Source organism: Bacillus sp. SORGH_AS_0510 (assembly GCF_030818775.1).
In the GTDB taxonomy this organism is placed as follows: Bacteria; Bacillota; Bacilli; order Bacillales; family Cytobacillaceae; genus Neobacillus.
Genome location: NZ_JAUTAU010000001.1, coordinates 714,981 through 730,890, shown reverse-complemented (window position 1 = coordinate 730,890; position 15,910 = coordinate 714,981). Strand labels below are relative to the sequence as shown.

Annotated in this window: 19 protein-coding genes, 3 pseudogenes and 1 riboswitch; of the genes and pseudogenes, 13 read left to right on the top strand and 9 right to left on the bottom strand. The window is 38.8% G+C overall.

From position 1 onward, the window contains the following. Nucleotides 1-6: 6 nt before the first annotated feature. Nucleotides 7-447, bottom strand: a complete 441-nt coding sequence (locus QE429_RS03900) for a hypothetical protein (RefSeq protein WP_307284303.1) — start codon at nt 445-447, stop codon at nt 7-9. 291 nt (nt 448-738) lie between these two features. On the opposite strand from QE429_RS03900, the pseudogene QE429_RS03895 reads away from it, so the two are divergent. The 4 genes and pseudogenes from QE429_RS03895 to QE429_RS03880 all read left to right on the top strand — a co-directional run. After that, nucleotides 739-807, top strand: a pseudogene (locus QE429_RS03895) (transcriptional regulator); the annotation flags it as partial. 82 nt (nt 808-889) lie between these two features. After that, complete coding sequence (ytzI, locus tag QE429_RS03890; RefSeq protein ID WP_307284300.1) at nt 890-1,060, top strand: YtzI protein; 171 nt, start codon at nt 890-892, stop codon at nt 1,058-1,060. A 27-nt stretch (nt 1,061-1,087) separates the two neighbouring features. Beyond that, nucleotides 1,088-1,429: a zinc ribbon domain-containing protein YjdM gene (locus QE429_RS03885; protein WP_307284297.1), complete on the top strand. Its 342-nt coding sequence runs from the start codon at nt 1,088-1,090 to the stop codon at nt 1,427-1,429. Nucleotides 1,430-1,560: 131 nt separating this feature from the next. Further along, a complete protein-coding gene (locus QE429_RS03880) occupies nt 1,561-2,031 on the top strand; it encodes a tRNA (cytidine(34)-2'-O)-methyltransferase (protein ID WP_307284296.1) in 471 nt (156 codons plus the stop codon). A 148-nt stretch (nt 2,032-2,179) separates the two neighbouring features. Here the strand turns inward: QE429_RS03880 and QE429_RS03875 are convergent. Next, nucleotides 2,180-2,329 (bottom strand): annotated as a pseudogene (locus QE429_RS03875) (cell wall hydrolase); the annotation flags it as partial. A 413-nt stretch (nt 2,330-2,742) separates the two neighbouring features. On the opposite strand from QE429_RS03875, the gene QE429_RS03865 reads away from it, so the two are divergent. The 5 genes from QE429_RS03865 (at nt 2,743) to QE429_RS03845 (ending at nt 7,042) form a co-directional block, all read left to right on the top strand. Next, on the top strand, nt 2,743-4,179 hold the full coding sequence (locus tag QE429_RS03865) for a PQQ-dependent sugar dehydrogenase (RefSeq protein ID WP_307284294.1): 1,437 nt from the start codon (nt 2,743-2,745) through the stop codon (nt 4,177-4,179). A 12-nt stretch (nt 4,180-4,191) separates the two neighbouring features. Beyond that, the gene (locus tag QE429_RS03860) at nt 4,192-4,737 is read left to right on the top strand and encodes a hypothetical protein (RefSeq protein ID WP_307284292.1); all 546 of its coding nucleotides are present in this window, start codon (nt 4,192-4,194) and stop codon (nt 4,735-4,737) included. A 39-nt stretch (nt 4,738-4,776) separates the two neighbouring features. Then, complete coding sequence (locus tag QE429_RS03855; RefSeq protein ID WP_307284290.1) at nt 4,777-5,373, top strand: hypothetical protein; 597 nt, start codon at nt 4,777-4,779, stop codon at nt 5,371-5,373. A gap of 395 nt (nt 5,374-5,768) precedes the next feature. Beyond that, nucleotides 5,769-6,314, top strand: a complete 546-nt coding sequence (locus QE429_RS03850; protein WP_307284288.1) for a sigma-70 family RNA polymerase sigma factor — start codon at nt 5,769-5,771, stop codon at nt 6,312-6,314. Continuing rightward, entirely contained in the window at nt 6,311-7,042 is a 732-nt protein-coding gene (locus tag QE429_RS03845) for a DUF6241 domain-containing protein (protein ID WP_307284285.1), read from the top strand. Before QE429_RS03850 ends, QE429_RS03845 begins: the two co-directional genes overlap by 4 nt. Nucleotides 7,043-7,224: 182 nt before the next feature. Here QE429_RS03845 and QE429_RS03840 read toward each other — a convergent pair whose 3' ends face one another. Continuing rightward, the gene (locus QE429_RS03840; RefSeq protein WP_307284283.1) at nt 7,225-7,695 is read right to left on the bottom strand and encodes a hypothetical protein; all 471 of its coding nucleotides are present in this window, start codon (nt 7,693-7,695) and stop codon (nt 7,225-7,227) included. 179 nt (nt 7,696-7,874) lie between these two features. Here QE429_RS03840 and QE429_RS03835 point away from each other — a divergent pair, with 179 nt between their 5' ends. Together QE429_RS03835 and QE429_RS03830 are read left to right on the top strand one after the other, a co-directional pair. Then, nucleotides 7,875-8,342, top strand: a complete 468-nt coding sequence (locus QE429_RS03835; RefSeq protein WP_307290720.1) for a CBO0543 family protein — start codon at nt 7,875-7,877, stop codon at nt 8,340-8,342. Nucleotides 8,343-8,616: 274 nt separating this feature from the next. Next, entirely contained in the window at nt 8,617-9,141 is a 525-nt protein-coding gene (locus QE429_RS03830) for a CBO0543 family protein (protein ID WP_307284281.1), read from the top strand. Between the two features lie 448 nt (nt 9,142-9,589). On the opposite strand, the gene QE429_RS03825 is transcribed toward QE429_RS03830, so the two are convergent. The 6 genes from QE429_RS03825 to QE429_RS03800 all read right to left on the bottom strand — a co-directional run bounded on the left by QE429_RS03825 (nt 9,590) and on the right by QE429_RS03800 (nt 14,489). Further along, nucleotides 9,590-9,730, bottom strand: a complete 141-nt coding sequence (locus QE429_RS03825) for an SRPBCC family protein (RefSeq protein ID WP_307284278.1) — start codon at nt 9,728-9,730, stop codon at nt 9,590-9,592. A gap of 420 nt (nt 9,731-10,150) precedes the next feature. After that, entirely contained in the window at nt 10,151-10,591 is a 441-nt protein-coding gene (locus tag QE429_RS03820) for a cell wall hydrolase (protein WP_307284276.1), read from the bottom strand. 120 nt (nt 10,592-10,711) lie between these two features. Then, nucleotides 10,712-11,221, bottom strand: coding sequence for an RNA polymerase sigma factor (locus QE429_RS03815; RefSeq protein WP_307284273.1), 510 nt, complete (start codon nt 11,219-11,221; stop codon nt 10,712-10,714). 29 nt (nt 11,222-11,250) lie between these two features. Continuing rightward, a complete protein-coding gene (locus QE429_RS03810) occupies nt 11,251-12,084 on the bottom strand; it encodes an alpha/beta fold hydrolase (RefSeq protein ID WP_307284271.1) in 834 nt (277 codons plus the stop codon). Nucleotides 12,085-12,523: 439 nt separating this feature from the next. Continuing rightward, nucleotides 12,524-13,462 (bottom strand): sensor domain-containing protein, encoded by a 939-nt coding sequence (locus QE429_RS03805; RefSeq protein ID WP_307284267.1) that lies wholly within the window; start codon nt 13,460-13,462, stop codon nt 12,524-12,526. A 466-nt stretch (nt 13,463-13,928) separates the two neighbouring features. Further along, complete coding sequence (locus tag QE429_RS03800) at nt 13,929-14,489, bottom strand: lysozyme inhibitor LprI family protein (RefSeq protein ID WP_307284265.1); 561 nt, start codon at nt 14,487-14,489, stop codon at nt 13,929-13,931. Nucleotides 14,490-15,036: 547 nt separating this feature from the next. Next, nucleotides 15,037-15,135, top strand: a riboswitch (guanidine-I (ykkC/yxkD leader). Between the two features lie 67 nt (nt 15,136-15,202). Here QE429_RS03800 and QE429_RS03795 point away from each other — a divergent pair. Both QE429_RS03795 and QE429_RS03790 read left to right on the top strand, forming a co-directional pair. Then, nucleotides 15,203-15,545: pseudogene (locus tag QE429_RS03795) on the top strand (DMT family transporter). Then, nucleotides 15,545-15,859, top strand: coding sequence for a DMT family transporter (locus QE429_RS03790; protein WP_307284262.1), 315 nt, complete (start codon nt 15,545-15,547; stop codon nt 15,857-15,859). Before QE429_RS03795 ends, QE429_RS03790 begins: the two are co-directional and overlap by 1 nt. Nucleotides 15,860-15,910: the final 51 nt, after the last annotated feature.

Sequence of the window (15,910 nt, the reverse complement as noted above, 5' to 3'; positions counted from 1 at the left end):
TGGACCTTAACCAACAATATTATTTTTCTTTAATAATCGAAGTGCCGTTTGAATATCCGATACATTCAGGATGATAGAATTCACTCCCGTATACGTAGCGAACACTTCGACACGATGGGACAAAATTTGAAGAACATTGCTTAAGATGCCCGGCGTTCCAGGGTTCCCGATCAACTGGATGACTTTCTCCTGATCGAACTGTACGCCTAATGAGCGAAGAGCATCCTGTGCAACCAGGTTAGCTTGGGAACTATTTGAACTGTCCGGTCCGACAACTAATCGGGCAAAGTTCACGTTCCTCATGTTAATCTTTGTTATCGTAAAAGCGGCTATTGTTACGCCTCCAGCGGCGATATTTTGTAGTATGGTCTTGAGGACTTCATCGTTGGCATAAAAAGAAAACTCCTGTCTTAACATCACAGTTAACCTTTTGGACTTGCTGTCCACAAACTTCACTCCCTTTCTACTAGACTACAATAGTCTATTCGTAGAACCTGTAGTGGGAATACGTGAATTTGTCCAAAAATGCCACAGGAACGGTTCTCCTGGCACATTAAAACTTCTCAATGAGAGAAAAAGCCACCGTCCCCCTGATCCTTCCCCTGGTCCTTGTCCTTCTCAAAAAAACCTTTGACTTCATTTAGAATCGAGTGTAAATTCATTACATAGTATATTCAAATAATCAGATATACTAAAATTATAAATAGGCAAGTGTTTCTGTGCAACAAAAGGTACATAATGCAACAATTTAAACCGGAGTTTTTCAAAGCACTTGCTCATCCCTTGAGAATCAGAATACTTGAGTTAGATACATTTAACGCTGAAAATGATCATTCTGACCAGAATGAATTAAAGTTTTGCTAAAAATGAATAAAGTCAGGTGAATAAAATGGTAATGGGTTTTATTATTATTGGGGTTTTGATTGTTTTAATTGTATTATTCTTAAGCGTTGTAACAACTTCCAAAGCTTATACCTATAAACATACGGTGGATCCTTTAGAAAACAATCCAAATGTAAATGAAGAAAAAAGGATTGCCCATAGTGAAAAAAAGGATTAGATGAAATGAACGGAGGAAAATGTAATTATGTCAAATTTGCCAAATTGCCCAAAATGTAATTCCACATATACGTATGAAGATGGAAGTCTATATATTTGCCCTGAATGTGCTTATGAGTGGACTCTAGATTCTGAAACAGAGAACAGTGACGATAACAAGATTTTCAAGGATGCAAATGGAAATGTCTTAACCGATGGTGATACTGTAACAATCATCAAAGACCTTAAAGTAAAAGGGAGCTCTTCAGTCTTAAAAGTAGGTACCAAAGTTAAAAACATCCGTTTAGTTGACGGGGATCATGATATTGATTGTAAGATTGATGGTTTTGGAGCTATGAAATTAAAATCTGAATTTGTTAAAAAGTTATAACTGGGCGCTAATAGTAGTAACAAAATTTAGTACTAACAACAGATCTGAGGTTCTTATCTACTCGCCTTCATGAATCTCCATAACAATATGCTATAATATGGAGGCTAAATGAGAGATGGAGGTGACCATTCTTGGCCATACATGTTGTACTATATCAACCAGAAATTCCGGCTAATACGGCCAATATCGCACTGACTTGTGCCGGAACCGATACAGCCTTGCATTTAATCCGACCACTCGGCTTTTCAACAGACGCTGAAATGATCAAACGATCAGGGTTAGACTTTTGGGAGTCTGTAAACATCACGTATTATGACTCATTAGATGACTTTTTTTCGAAAAATAAAGGTGAGTTTTACTATATTGAGACGTTCGGTGAAAAAGCACATTCTGCCTTTGATTTTAGTGACACCACAAAGGACCATTATTTTATGTTCGGAAAAGAGACAACAGGTCTACCAAAGGATTTACTAAAAAATAATCAAGACCACTTCTTGAGAATACCAATGAACCAACATATACGTTCATTAAACCTTTCAAATACAGCTGCCATATTAGTCTATGAGGCCCTACGCCAGCAGGGATTTCCTAACTTAAAATAAAAAAAATCTTCCGTGATGGAAGATTTTTTTTATACCAAAGGAAAAACCACAGGGACGGTTCTTCTGGCTCCTCAAACCCCTCAATGAAAAAAACCACCAGAACCGTCCCCCTGGCACCTGAAAAAAAGCTTACTCTCATAGAGTAAGCTTACCCACTATAAACCGTATTACAGGTTCCAGGCTTTGGTTCATAAAAACAATGTTCTTTAAATTGACCCGTACGAGGTTGATCGTACCAGGTTGGTGGGCATGGAGGATGTGGATTAAAATACCAAAGGGCATATTTCACTGGGTGCTGCCCTCATCATCCTTGCCATTAAGTCAACGTCTGACCTTCGGTAGTTTGCTCTTGGCATTTTTTCACCCCAAAAATATAGTATGAAAAAAATCTCCAACAAATCCATAACGTAATTGGTTCTTAGAAAAGCCGATTGTTGCTGGAATACAAGGGAATGGCCGAGTTTTGTCATCCATCTTTGCAGAAAAATTTTCTAGTGCCGTTCATTCCCAATCGTTCAGCTGTTCTCGATGTGAGGGGGCATCCATATATAATTCTCTCACGTTGTTCACCTCTCGTTATTTCATCAATAAATTCAAAAGCCTAAGCAAAGGAGAGATGTCCGTGGACAAATAGGCATCTATCCCAGAATAGGAAAAATCCCCTTGACCATACTGTAGAGGAAAACATAGATATTTAAGGGGGTTTTAAAATTGAATAGAATATCTACCACTGTTGTGAACGATTCAAAGATTACTCTTCCTATCAGTGCAAGGCCAGTCATTAATCCTGATGATGTGTGGGTGCCCAAGGGTTACCGAGTGGAGGTTGTAGCTGCTGGACTCTCCTTTCCTACCGGCATGGGGTTTGCGGATGACGGTACCTTATACATTTTGGAAGGTGGAAGCACGTGGCCAACACGTCCGGCTTTACCACCAAGAATCCTGCGCCTGCTTCCTTCTGGAGAACTTGAAGTCTTCGCGGTTGAATCACTCGGTGGTCCTAGAGGGGTTAGTTATCGTGATGGCTATATTTATGTAAGTTGTAAAGGGGGCTACCTCGCAAGGATTGTTCGTTATAACGTGAAAACAGGAGAACGGGAAGTGTTAATAGAAAAAATCCCAAGCGGTGGTTGGCATGAACCTGGCGGGCCCGTGTTTAGCCCACATGATGGGCTTATGTATTTTGCCAATGGTTCTGTTTCGCAAAACGGGGTTGTCCTGCCTTCTGGTTTTACGGTCGATATTGCTAAGCATCCAGAAGCCCATGATATCCCAGGTGAGGATATTGTTTTGACTGGAAATAACGTCACAACTAGAAATCCGCTGATGCCTTTTCCGTTTTTAACAGAAACAGGACCATTCAAACCGTTTGGAACCCCTGCGAAAAAGGGAGAAGTAATCAAAGGAGAATTATGGTGTTCAAGTGGGCTTTGGCGATCTAAGCCAGATGGCAGCGATGTGGAGCTTCTTGCTTGGGGATTACGCAACCCGTATGGTCTTGCTTTTAACGAAGAGGGCGAGCTTTATGTTTCGGATAACTGTTTGGAAGAAAAAGGGGAACGAGCGGTTGCCGGAGATCCAGACCGAGTTTGGCATATCCGCAACGTGAAAATGCCGCATGGAAGTGTGAAGAAACCAGATTGGTATGGGTTCCCGGAAATGAGGGCAGATGGAGTTCCAGTTTGGGATGAGCGCTGTAAACCTGCAAAAGGGAAAGCAGCGGAGCAGTTGTTTGAAACGTTGCCAGCCTGGGCAGGCCCGCCTGCTTATTTAGAAAAGCCTCATTCCGCCATGACGCAGCTTGACTTTTGCCGGTCTGACTTTTTCGGGCATCGCGGAGAGCTTTTTGTCACGGAGTTTGGTACGTATGCCCCGCTGAATTCTCCTCATAAAAAGGATATAAATAATGGATATCAAGTCGTAAGGGTGAATGTAGATAAAGGTACCTCAGAGGTGTTTATGAGAAATAAACAACAACGTGATTCTTCTACTCAACAAGCCGCCGGCATTGAAAGACCGGTCGATTGTAAATTCCATCCAGATGGAAAAAGCTTATATGTCTTAGATTTTGGATACTCTCCGGTAACAAAGGGATTAGTACAAGCCTACGGACATACAGGGGTCTTATGGAAAGTAACAAAGGAATAAGGGGGAGAACTTATGAATAAGACGATTTTAATCGAATTAGATGAACAGTATCTGGCGGGACAGATTTCGGAAGTGGCGAAATGGTTTAACCATGTCTTGACGATTCAAACTGCCCTTGAACACGTGGTAGCAAATGCAATTCCGACCATTATGGAGCCGCATATTAGGGAAGCCATCGAAAAAATGAAGAGGGCAAATAAACATCATACAGAATGTGCTAAAGAACTCTTTCGGGTAATTGATAAGAGTCCTAACACTGTTAGTGATCAACTTACGGGACAAACGGTAGCAAACATGGAAACAGCCCTCTTCTCCCTTCAAGATGTAATGGGGGGCGCCGCAGGCTCATGGAAACAGCTGCATAGTCTGCTCCATATCAATCAACAAGCGATGGGCGCCTTTGCTGTGGCAGAACAATTAGGATTATCACTGGGCATGAAAGAAATCGTTGCCCTTGCCTTCCCGATTGTCCATGAAAAAACTATGCATCAATTGCTCCTGCAAGAATACATGTTAGAGATGGCACCAATCTCAATCCTTTACAAACAAAACACCTAACCAGGTGTTTTCGAGGGAGTATGTATGTGGGAGGGGAGTATGTTGAAATTGATACAAAGGGGAGTACATTTTTTTCTAAAAGCTCATGATGTATCAGTTGTGGATTATCCCAAAAATACAAGGATGATCCTGGGGAGTCTTTTAGGAGCCATTGCGGCCATTTTACAGTCTGCCGGATTAATTGGTGGGATCGGCTATGCCTTTAGCATGATGGCTACCGGGCCGATTGTGCTAGCTACGATCATCTCTGCTCAGTTTGGCCTGCTTACTTATGTAGTCACCGCCATCTTACTACTGATCATCCAGCCCTCCGAAGTTTTGGTCTTTCTATTTACTACCGGTCTATTAGGGGTTGCATTAGGGCTGGGATTTAGATGGGCCAAACGAAAAGTTTCTGTTACCCTGGCGGGAGGGTTAGCATTAACAGTCGGAATCCTGTTGCTGCTCTTTATGTTCCACTTTCCAATCCTAGGTCCTTCCCTTTCAAGTGATAGGAACGTTATAACCATCCTCGCCATAGCAGGTTTCAGCCTATTGTATAGCTGGATATGGATGAGACTAAGCCTAGCAGGCATAAGGCAATTAAACAAGAGAGTAATAAGAATTCACAAGGACAGTTCAGGTGGCTTTTCATAAAAGGAAACCACAGGGACGGTTCTATTCGGTATTTTATCTTAATTGGGTCTTCAAGCGAAAAAATCCTCCTTTTTTGGTTATGTCCATTATACCAATTTTGGAGGATTTTTTATTTTTATGGCTCTGGTATAACCTTATAAATATAGGTAGTTTTTCCGCTTATATGATCGAAATCATTGGATTTTGTCTTATTTTTGAGCAGTTTAAGGGAATTTCTCCCTTTATGAACTCTTCTACCTACACGGAAAACAACAATGAATGATCCCAAAACCATTTTTATAGATATTTACCAGTTTTTTAGGTTGTGTTTTTCAGTGGCTCCTTGACATGCAATTTTTGAAACAATTCTTATGGTATATTCGTCTAAGCAATACGTTATAAAAAGGAGCAAAACTATGTTAGCAGATGATTTTGAAGGAAGGCATTTTTCCAGTAAGGATACTATTTTAATATATTTAATGAACGAATACGGCACGATGGTGAAGAGATTAGCGTTTTCCTATGTAAAAGATACAAGTTTAGCTGAAGATATCGCACAAGAGGTCTTTATTGCAGCTTATAAAAACCTCGATGCCTTTAAAGGGGAATCGAGCTACAAAACCTGGATTTACCGCATAGCCATTAATCGCTCGAAAGATATGGTAAAAAGCAAGGCATTTCAAATGGTTTCTCTTAGTACGATTATCAATCCCTTTAAAAAAAGCAGTACCTCAACAGAAGTAGAAGTGATCCGAAGAGAAAATAGCAACAAGGTATTGGAATGTATATTATCGCTCCCAATTAAATACAGAGAGATCATCTATTTATTTTATTATGAGGAATTAAAGATTCACGAAATCCACCAGATCACCCAAATAAATACCGAAACAATCAAAAGCAGATTAAGGCGCGGAAAACAGCTGTTGAAAAATAAGTTATCTGCGGAGGATTTACAAATATGAATTTACATAATATGAAACAAAAAATGGACCAAGGAAGTTTTGGTGACATACATTTTACGGAGAATGAAAAGGCTAAAGTGTTGAATCAAATCTATAACAAAAAAGTGAGTAAAACAAGGAAACCATTGATAAATTTTATATCAGTAGCTGCATCTTCCATTCTAGTAATAGGACTGGGTTATCTTTCTTTCGGTAATCAAATAAAGAATGATACACAAAAGATCAGAAGTACAGAAGCAGCGCCAACGAAGGCCGTTACACCTGCTCACGAAGTTCCTAAAGTGAGTCAAGCTGAAGTCGATCGGGCAGCAAGCAACTTCAATCAAATGAAGAACTTTGAAACAAATGATGACTTCTTCTACTACTCAATGATTACAATGGCTCTCCAAAAGCTTGAGTTCAAGGGAGAGGAAAATTACCGTATTCCAGCGACAAGTGAAAATATCAAGAGGATCCAAATTAACCGGGCAAACCTACAATATTTGAAAAATAAAGCAGTTGAATTACACGCATCGGAACCCTATCAGGAAATCTTGGAAAAGTGGTTAAACGGAGACTTTTCGGCCATCGAAAATGACTATCTGTCCATTCGGAACATAAAAGGTGACCCCACACAGCAAAGCGAAAGTCCAGTATTAAAAGTAAGAACGGCGGAAGAGGAGAAGAAATACATTGAGCACTTTTTTGGGAGTGAGGGGTTGCAAGTTGATAATAGAGATTGGCAATAGGCCTTTAACACTTTAAGATTCTTGTTTCTAATCGATTAAGCGACAAAAAAGTGAAATAAGGGGCGATTTTTCCGCTTATTCAGAAAAAAATCCCCCCTTTTCACATTTTTTGAATCAATAAGCGGAAATTCTCCCTCTATCTTAGTTAGTCCTTTACGTAAAGTAAAGGTATCAATTCGCAATTATATAGATGTACGATTCACCAACCATTGAAAAAATTTATAATGCAAAACGAGAAAATAGATAAGAAATGGATAACACAACGCTGAATACCAAATACTCCAATTATAATATTTGATAAATCCAAATAGAAAAGAAATATACTCAAATACAACAGTAAGCAAAGTGAAACATAGGATGTAAACTATTTTCCATTTTTTCGACTTATCAAAAGGATATAGGTTTAATAAGATGATGCTGGTTGTAGAGTATAAAACAACTTGGCCAATCAATGGGGGGATTTGTATTCCAGGCTTATCAAGTACATAAAGTTTATATTTTACTGCTATAACTGTATCAACCAAAAGACCAAATAATGTTGCGAACAATGCCGTTGAATAAATTTCATACGGTTTCATTTTTTTAGGAATTATATAAGCTACTAAGGCAAAAATAAAGCTTGCTATAAATACAAAAATCGTTTGTGGTTGCACTTTCACCCTCCCCTTAAATCCCACTTATTCCATGTTATTATGTAAAATTTTTTCTCTAGCTATTCTGCAACGTCGAGATTCATTACTTCCCATCTATTTATTTAGAAGTAGCATAACTGTGATGGTTTTAGACCATACTGTAAAAAATTCCTTTTTCGGAGGAAAACCCTTTGAACATCATGTTTATTTTCCTTATTCTGTATAATATGTTTGCGATTTTTATGAAAAAAAGGATTTCTTACTTTGAAATATACATAACTTCTTTTTTCGCTATAGCATTTGGGAGAACCGTGGATGCTATATTTGATGTAATGTATAAATTATATTGGTTTTTAGATAAAGAACCCGACTGGCCGGGCCTATTTGCACAATTCTTAATTTACCCTTCAACAAACGCAATTTTCTTGAATTTTTTTCCCTTTAAAAAACGTATGACAAGTAAATTTCTTTATATTTTTGCCTGGACTGTTTTTTCGTTACTCATTGAGCTTTTGTCACTAAAAACAGGTTTCTTCACCTATAATGGTTGGAAGATGTGGTATTCAGCAGCGTTTTATCCCCTAACCTTTCTAGTTTTATTTTTGAATCTAAAAATTACGAGAAAACTTTTTAAAACAGAACAATTATTTAGTAAAAATAAAGACTAACCCTTTTTGTGAAATTCATTAATTTTTTCAAAAACCAGTACAACTAATGACATAAAACCATTCGTTTATTTACGAATGGTTTTTTCTTCAAAGAATTTCTTTAATCCTTTGTCCTTTCGTATCTTCTTTTGTATATACCATTAAATCTCTGTTCTACTGGAATTGTGCATTTTCTCTGCTAATGGTACGGTTCACCAGACTACCACACTGTCACAATCGTATAAAAGCTGTATTTTTGGGTAAAATCACCTTATATTATCTAAGGGGTTTTTATATGCATTTCATTTTCAATCTTCTATTCTTGGGAGCTGCTATTAAATGGGGCGACTGGAAGAATTGGCGTACTTATTATCCAACCTGGCTTTTCTTTATTGGTGGTGATCTATTTAAAAATGCGTTATTGCATGATTACCGATTCTGGTCTTATAAGGAATCCATATTCGGAAGTAGAATTTTGTTCGGACATCTAATCATTGACTTTCTAATTATGACATGCGCATATTCATCAACCTTACTTATTTATTTAGGAAAATTCCCCACACAGCGAATGAAACAGATAGGTTGGATATTGTTTTGGATTTCACTTTATAGCCTTATTGAATTGATCAACCTGAAATATTTAAACTTGATTGAACACCATAACGGATGGAATATGTATTGGTCCGTATTATTTAATATAGTAATGTTTACCGTATTAAAAATTCATGTAGAAAAGCCCCTGATAGCTTGGATACTATCTATAGTATTCCTATCCTTTTTGTTACACAAATTCGATGTACCTGCATGGGTGTTTAAATAGATATGGTAATAAATCTATTAAATGGAGTGCCTGCCTCGGTGAAGAAAAAAAGCCGTTCCTGTTTATCACAGGAACGCTTAGTTAAATAGCTTAAATTAATTTCTTTTAAAGAATATAGTCGGTTTTATGGTCCTTTTTGAAAAAAACTATAGTTCAACTTAATAATTCTACAAAAGTTAGGTGGAATTCTACAAAATTTTCATTTATTCTACAAATTAAAGGTGGAATTCTACAATAGTTGGAATTAAAATTCCAATACAACCAAAACACCTAGTTTGCGTTTGTGAAACAATAAGGATGCCACAGCAACCCTTTCCTGATTAAACTTATGCACCCCTTCACCATACAATCACGAACTTATGAGGTTTTTCCATTTGTGTCACCAAGGTTATCAGCCTTTGTTTCATACCAAAATGACTAGCTTCCTAAGTATCCATATCCCCTTCCTCTAATATCCTTCTGTCACTCCACCCACTGCTTTTTCGTTTGTTTGGGAGGGCGTTTGAGTATGAATATCTACATTCCTAGCCAGGTCAAAACATACTTCAACAGGTGCTTTTATAAATTCTTTATGCTCAATAACAGGCATATCCTATTCTCTCTTTTAAACCATTATCTAACACCATACTACCATTCTTGAAATGAATCTTAACTTTATTTGATAGCGTAGAACCTCTTTTTATGCAGGGCATAAGTTTATCTCAAAATACCAGGAGTACCTAAATTTGATTAGATGGGAAAAAGCCAGCAATCACAAAACCAACCTCACCCTCCATCCACCCTTCCTTTAACTAAAGGCTGTGTTAAAGAACAATGTTGATTATTACACCCTGTTGATTGGAGCGGAAGACGCGAAGACTCCTGTGGGAGTATGGTTCAGGGGAGAACCCGCAGACGCTTGCGTCGAGGAGGCTCGCCGAAACACCCACGAACCGCTCGCGCCTGGAGCGGAAATCAACAGGCAAGTTTAACAGAGCCTAACTAAAAAAAGCTTACTCAAAGAGTAAGCTTAACCACTATAAACAGCATCACATAAGCCAGGTTTTGGTTCATAGAAACAATGTTCTTTAAATTGACCAGTACGAGGTTGACCGTACCATGTTGCAGGGCATGGAGCATGTGGATTAAAATACCAAAGGGCATATTTTGCTGGGTGCTGACGCCAATAATCCAAATTCTGTTTGGCTAATCTTTTTTCAGAAGTTCTTGCTCTTTGATAAAAGACATTCCCTTTTTGAACAGCTTCAAAGGAAAAGTTTCCACCTTGGACTTGGTAAATGACTTGGTTAATTGATCTTAAACCTTTAAAGTCTGAACAATTGGCTACAAGACGATTCACAATGACATTCCCAACATATAGCATTCCCTGTTTTCCTTCACCTTCGGCTTCTGCCCTCATCATCCTTGCCATTAAGTCAACGTCTGAACTTCGGTAGTTTGCTCTTGGCATTTTTCCACCCCCAAAATATAGTATGAAAAAAAAAACACATTCATGTCATTGCTTATATAATAAGACCAACCCTCGACAGGGGAAAAGCCGCCGGAACCGTCCCCCTGGTTTTCCCTGGTTTTAACTAGCGCGAGCACTCGGATTCAACTTATCTCTCAGTCTATGTAAAGCTCGATGCAGTGTGACTTTGACCTTTCCCTCCTCCCAACCTAAAATATTGGCGGTCTCGGAGGTTGAATATCCTTTAATCTTCCGTAAAATAACGATCTCCCGGTAGGGAAACGTTAACTCCATGATCGCTCTGTGCAACAATTGTGTATCTTCCTTAAGATCTAACAATACCTCCGGACCCAGCTGGTTCAGATCCGGCAACGGTATATCTGTCAAACAATCCGTTTTCCGCTGTTTCCGATATTGATCAATAATCACATTCCGAGCAATGGTATACAACCAGGTCTTATACGACGACTCCCCCCGATAATGGGCTAAGCCGCGGTAAGCCTTAATAAACACCTCCTGTGTCAAATCCTCCGCTTCCTCTTTGCATTTCGTCACAAAGTAAATATAGCGGTAAATAATAGGGCTGTATTGATGAAATAATTCCTCCAATAAAGATTCTTCCCACCCCATTTTGATGTCCTCCCTTACCTATCAAGCTATTATTCTTTTTGAAAAAACTGCTTAATCATCGCCTGAACCTGCTCTGGTTTTTCAACCACTGACCAATGCCCGCAATTTTGAATTCCCCTTATTTCTATATGGGGGATATAGCTAAGTAAGACTTGTTCCAGGACTTCAGGCGAAAGGATGTCATGGTCCCCTTGTGCAACGAGCATTGGGATCTGACCCAACTTGTTCGCATCCTTTGACACATCATAATTTTCCGCAATGTCTTTACCTATTAGCTCATTGACCCTGGCATTGGACTGCGTTTTCGTCTTTTTCGTCAAACTTTCAGGCGAGTACACGTAATAAGGATCGATCATTTTAAAAATCTCAGCAACGTCGACCTCACCTGCGTCCACTTTAGGAGATACCTCCTCCAGCCATTTCCGTTCCTCTATCGATAATCGATTCAGCAGTTCTTTTTCAAAACGGAAAAATCCATCCATGGTCGCACCAACCGCAGCCGTCATAAAGATTTTGTTCACATGATTAGGATATTTGGCGGCATATAAAAGGGCTAACATGGACCCCCAAGATTCACCGACGAGATTGAGTTTCTCTATCTTGTAAAATTGACGAAGGGCCTCTAACGTTTCAACCTCTCCATCCATCGTGTAATCCTCATTAGTCGCTTTTTCAGACTGCCCGCACCCTCTTTGGTCGTAAAAAATCAGAGTAAAGTGTTGAGATAAATCCTGTAAGTGTGGTAGAAAAAAGCGATGTTCCCCGCCTGGTCCACCATGTAAAAAAACCAAAGGTTCCCCTGTTCCCATAACCTTAGTGAAGATCATTTCATTTCCAAGCCTGATATGCCTCTCTTCTCCCAAAAGAATCCCACCTTCCACTCGAAATAAACCGACTGTATAGTTTATTTAAATTGATTATATCCAATTTTTTCAAAAAAATCAATCCTTAGGGACAGTCCCCCGTTGCGCTAAAGCGCCGGGGGACTGTCCCTAAACAAACCACAGGGACTCTTTATTAACAAGGCTCTTTTAAAACTCAATGTTGATTCACTGAGGTTGAAAATAAACGGAAAAATTCCGCTTAGATTGGGAAATACCCGCATTTTAAAAATAAGGGGAGTTTTTCCGCTATAGTATTCAAATCTTTGGATTTTGTCTTATTATAGAGCAGATAAACGGAATTTTTCCGCTTCTTTTTATACATTAGCCGGAAATTCTCCACTTATGGATTCCCATACCAACACGAAAATCCATAATAACAAAAAAGCGAGCCATATTATCCCGCCAATTATCTTTGTATTTACCCTTTGTTTATTATACAGTTTTCGATTTTGACATCAGTTGAATACTCAGAACAACTTCTATCCTCGGAATCTATTTTTTCTTGATTCTTGGCACGGTACATGGCCACATCTGCATTTTTCATAAGTGCCTCAACCATATCTCCATCCTCTTTGGAAAATGCCACACCTATACTTGGCGTAATGCAAATGGTATTCCCTTCAATAATCATAGGTTTAGAGATAAAATCCTTAATCCGCTCAAGTAATGAAGTTAATTCAGACTTGCTTCCTAGTCTCGATTGAAAAACAGTGAACTCATCTCCACCCCAACGAGCCACAAAACCTTTGTCTCCAACTGCCAGTGTCAACCGGTTTGCCACTTCAATAAGAACCAAATCTCCAATGTCGTGCCCAAACGTATCATTAACGTGTTTAAATCCATCTAAATCAAGCAACATCAGCCCGTGAAGTTCCTCTTTAAACTCTTCTAAAAATAAACTGACATTTTTCTCAAACATACGCCGGTTTGGAAGATTAGTTAAGCTGTCGTGATAAGCCAGGTGGGCAATGGTCTCCTCTACTTCTTTCCGCTCTGTAATATCTCGCCCAACGGCAATGGTTTGAATGATCTCCCCAGATTCGTCACGAATATACTGGGCGGTCGTCTCATACCAACGATATTCCCCGTCTTTATGTCGAACACGGCCCGTAAATAGAACCGTGTCTTGATCACTATCCAACCTATTGCGATGCTCAAGGAATTTTTTATTGGTATCAGGATGATTGAAAGAAGCTGCGGGTTTCCCGATCACTTCTTCTGGAGTATAGCCAAGCAATGCTTGTACATTAGGAGAAATATATGTAAAAACTCCATCAACTGAGATTGAAGAGAAAAGATTTTGAGATTTCTCTGATATTAACAAAAACATTTCTTGAATATCCGATATTTCACGCATTTTATCTCTACTCCGAAAAAAAATTTTGATTCTATCATTATATTCCATTTTAGCAATGAAAAAAAAGGTTTATTTTCCCAAAATAGTCATAATTTTTTTATAGGGAAACGAAAGTACATATGCGATTAAATTTTTCTATCCTCTTAATAAAAATAATCAACTAAGACACATTAAGTTCAGGATATGTTTACATAAGCACAACTTAGCCAGCTTTTGTAAAAGTCCCACAGTATTTTATGTAAGTAAATTACTGTGGGCACAATTTGCCCCAGGCACGGTGCTACCACCAATTCCCATCAACCGATCCACAAATTATTTTACTTGTCAGATTAGATAACTTACTAGTCTATATGCCTCATTTACTCGCCAAATCGTAACTTTACTCGTAATAATTCCCATCATACTCTCCAAACACGCGAGCGTAGCCTTGTTCATTGTACCCGTCATTCTCAACAGTCTCAAAAAGTCACTTCATATATTTAGCAACCAACTCATAGCACCTCTCCCGTGTAAGCGTTGCTTGTGTAGCTACATATTCTAACGCTTCCGTCGTACCACCTTTATATTTTAGTGATGCTTCTTTCGCCGCTTCATCCCTGTGTTTAATCCATTTCCGTTGCTCTTCTTTTAGTTGATCCATCTGTTCTGTGTCAAGTTGCTCTTTCAGCACCCCATAAATTTCGTTTAAGGCCACATCCCATTTTTTATATCTTTCCGACTCTTGTTCTTCCATTTCTACCATGGTTGACTTAGCTTCTTCGTTTTTGTCCGCTTCTTCCATTTCATTTAGTTTCTTAAGATATTGATCCTTTTGGCTTACAGTATTTTCATCATTACTGGACTCCTGAGACTCTCCATCATTCGAATCCGTAGTTGTAGATGTAGATTTATGATTAGAAGAATCTTCTTGAACGGTTGCCTGTTCGTTCGATTTAGCATTTGACTCCACCGAAGACTTTCCACAAGCACCCAAAATTACTAATACAATGGTAAACATTGCTGTTAGAACTAACCGATAGCCCTTCATTCCTCAACCCCCTTTATCCATATTATAACAAAAGGGACAGTCCCCCGTTGCGCTAAAGCGCCGGGGGACTGTCCCTAAAATTATTCTCTCTTTCATCATTTTTTTATCAATTCCCGTATATGCTATACTAATTAATCGTTTAGTTAAAACGAACACAAAACCCATAATATCGCCGTTTCATCTCATAAAAGGCATAAAAAAATTGTCGCTCAATTCCCAGCGAACTTCCCTCTTTTCCCACAATATAGTCTATATTTCTCACTCATCGACTTCTTTCCTTCTTCTTCCCCCAAATTCGATTTTAATCAAACATTTGGTTAAAAGAAGGGCAAGTACTTGCTATCAGTGGATTAATGTATCAAATTCATTAAATAAATTGTCGAGAATTGCGAGGCTTGAGGAAACCACGTGGACGGTTCTCGTGGCTCTTTAATAACACCCTTGATGAAAAAAACCACCAGAACCGTCCCCCTGGCACACCCTTGGCCCCCACAACCCCCTTGAATAAATTTAAAATGTGTGCAAAAATATTAATCAATTGCATAAGAGAAATGTTTTCTAGGGTTCCGCAGTTTTAACGCTGGCCTGGTCCGAGAGAAAACTCACAGCTTTTGCTGTGTCACGGAAGGATAAAAGCCTGGGAGATGACTGTTAAAACAGTTTATCCCAAGCTTTTTTGTGTTTTATGTACTGAAAAATGGGAGGCATTTAAAATGAACACAAACTGGTTTAAAGTATTTATTGCTGCTTTTTTTGAAGTATTTTGGGTTACTGGATTGAAACACGCTGAAGGATTTTGGACTTGGACTGGAACGGTCCTATCCATCATCATCAGCTTCCTTGGAATCATCATGGCAGCACGAAAACTTCCCGTTGGAACCGTATACGCAGTTTTTGTTGGCTTGGGCACAGCAGGTACGGTAATTACTGAAATGATATTCTTTGGAGAACCTTTCAAAATGACCAAAATTCTTCTTTATTTTACTGTTACTTGCAGGTGTCATCGGTTTGAAATTAGTTACAAAGGAAAATGTTCAGGAAGGGGCTGATTCCTAATGGCATGGATCTCTTTAGTATTGGCAGGTTTATGTGAAATGTTTGGTGTTGTGATGATCAATAAACTTAACAAGAGCCGAAATTGGAAATCTCTAGCTCTATTAATTCTCGGATTTGGAGCAAGCTTTCTATTCCTGTCTTATTCCATGGAAACACTCCCTATGGGGACAGCCTATGCGATATGGACAGGAATTGGTGCGTCAGGGGGCTCAATATTAGGAATGTTTTTATATGGTGAATCAAAGGATTGGAAAAGGTTAATCTTCATAGCTATGGTTTTAGGGGCAGCGATAGGATTAAAACTAGTTTCATAGAAACCAGGAAACCACAGGGACGGTTCTCATAGCACTAAACATGTAAAAGCC

Excerpts from the sequence above, each read along its gene's own strand:
- QE429_RS03800 (WP_307284265.1), bottom strand. The coding sequence starts at position 14,489 with ATGAAGGGCTATCGGTTAGTTCTAACAGCAATGTTTACCATTGTATTA.
- QE429_RS03815 (WP_307284273.1), bottom strand. The coding sequence starts at position 11,221 with ATGGGGTGGGAAGAATCTTTATTGGAGGAATTATTTCATCAATACAGC.
- ytzI (WP_307284300.1), top strand. The coding sequence starts at position 890 with ATGGTAATGGGTTTTATTATTATTGGGGTTTTGATTGTTTTAATTGTA.
- QE429_RS03845 (WP_307284285.1), top strand. The coding sequence starts at position 6,311 with ATGAATTTACATAATATGAAACAAAAAATGGACCAAGGAAGTTTTGGT.
- QE429_RS03860 (WP_307284292.1), top strand. The coding sequence starts at position 4,192 with ATGAATAAGACGATTTTAATCGAATTAGATGAACAGTATCTGGCGGGA.
- QE429_RS03885 (WP_307284297.1), top strand. The coding sequence starts at position 1,088 with ATGTCAAATTTGCCAAATTGCCCAAAATGTAATTCCACATATACGTAT.
- QE429_RS03825 (WP_307284278.1), bottom strand. The coding sequence starts at position 9,730 with ATGCCTGTTATTGAGCATAAAGAATTTATAAAAGCACCTGTTGAAGTA.
- QE429_RS03820 (WP_307284276.1), bottom strand. The coding sequence starts at position 10,591 with ATGCCAAGAGCAAACTACCGAAGTTCAGACGTTGACTTAATGGCAAGG.
- QE429_RS03830 (WP_307284281.1), top strand. The coding sequence starts at position 8,617 with ATGCATTTCATTTTCAATCTTCTATTCTTGGGAGCTGCTATTAAATGG.
- QE429_RS03850 (WP_307284288.1), top strand. The coding sequence starts at position 5,769 with ATGTTAGCAGATGATTTTGAAGGAAGGCATTTTTCCAGTAAGGATACT.
- QE429_RS03835 (WP_307290720.1), top strand. The coding sequence starts at position 7,875 with ATGTTTATTTTCCTTATTCTGTATAATATGTTTGCGATTTTTATGAAA.
- QE429_RS03805 (WP_307284267.1), bottom strand. The coding sequence starts at position 13,462 with ATGCGTGAAATATCGGATATTCAAGAAATGTTTTTGTTAATATCAGAG.
- QE429_RS03855 (WP_307284290.1), top strand. The coding sequence starts at position 4,777 with ATGTTGAAATTGATACAAAGGGGAGTACATTTTTTTCTAAAAGCTCAT.
- QE429_RS03790 (WP_307284262.1), top strand. The coding sequence starts at position 15,545 with ATGGCATGGATCTCTTTAGTATTGGCAGGTTTATGTGAAATGTTTGGT.